Source organism: Flavobacterium anseongense (genome assembly GCF_021608185.1).
Classification (GTDB): Bacteria; Bacteroidota; Bacteroidia; order Flavobacteriales; family Flavobacteriaceae; genus Flavobacterium; species Flavobacterium anseongense.
In genome coordinates this window covers 1-919 of record NZ_JAKIHN010000025.1, presented here as the reverse complement: position 1 = coordinate 919, position 919 = coordinate 1, and the positions used below count along the sequence as shown (strand labels likewise).

Sequence of the window (919 nt, the reverse complement as noted above, 5' to 3'; positions counted from 1 at the left end):
TCACTTTACGTGCTTCTATCAATCTGCCAATCATATCATAAACTTTTAACTCTACTGCTGACTGACTTCCTGATTTAACATTTATCATAAAGTTGTTCGCAAACGGATTAGGATAAGCCGTAGCATGGAATAATTCTGCAACATCTGCTTTTGCAGGTCCTGATGGTGGTGGTGTCGACTGTGGTGCAGTTATTGAACAATCCTTAGCCAAAGCAATATTTGGATACTCGCCATACAATTGTGCCACTACGGTTACCGAATAATCAACTCCGGCTATTAATCCAGGAAATTGATTTAGTTTCACATATTTACCCGGACTGTAAACAGTATAATCATATGGATTCTCCTCTGTGTATGGGAAGTCTACTGCATTATACAATCTAAATTGATACTGGGTAGCTCCGGCAACAGCATTTGCATAAACATATTCATTTACCGTACTTGGAACACCCTCTACTCCACATTGAGCTTCAACTATCTGTGTCTCCGGGAAATCAGGTGTGTGTATAGCACAGGCTGAACTCCAGCCTGAGAAGTGATCCATTCCATATGAAGTAACTCGATAACGAACTGATATCGAATATGTTTTCTGTAATCCAATTAATAAGTCACCTAACATCGTTAACTTAAAGTTTGGAACATTACGTATTTCTGTTTCCTCTGTTGTAGATCCTATTGGTAACTCTCCAGGCTGTTGGGCAGAAACTCGCGTAACTTTAAATTCAAACTGATTCGCTCCTCCTGCATAACCACTGGCATAAATATAAGCATTTATTGATGCCAAAGTACTATCACATGGAACACTCGCTAATGGCAAGGCCGGTGTAGATACCAAACATGGCGTTCCATAAGCTGTATAAATCTGGGAACCAAAACTCGTAGCGCCATAACCGTATCTAACACTGATTCTGTAAGTAGT

At 39.9% G+C, this 919-nt stretch carries 1 protein-coding gene; it reads right to left on the bottom strand.

The annotated features are described in order from the left end of the window. A partial coding sequence (locus L1S35_RS13190) for a T9SS type A sorting domain-containing protein (protein ID WP_236401454.1) occupies window positions 1-919 on the bottom strand: 919 nt, incomplete at both ends.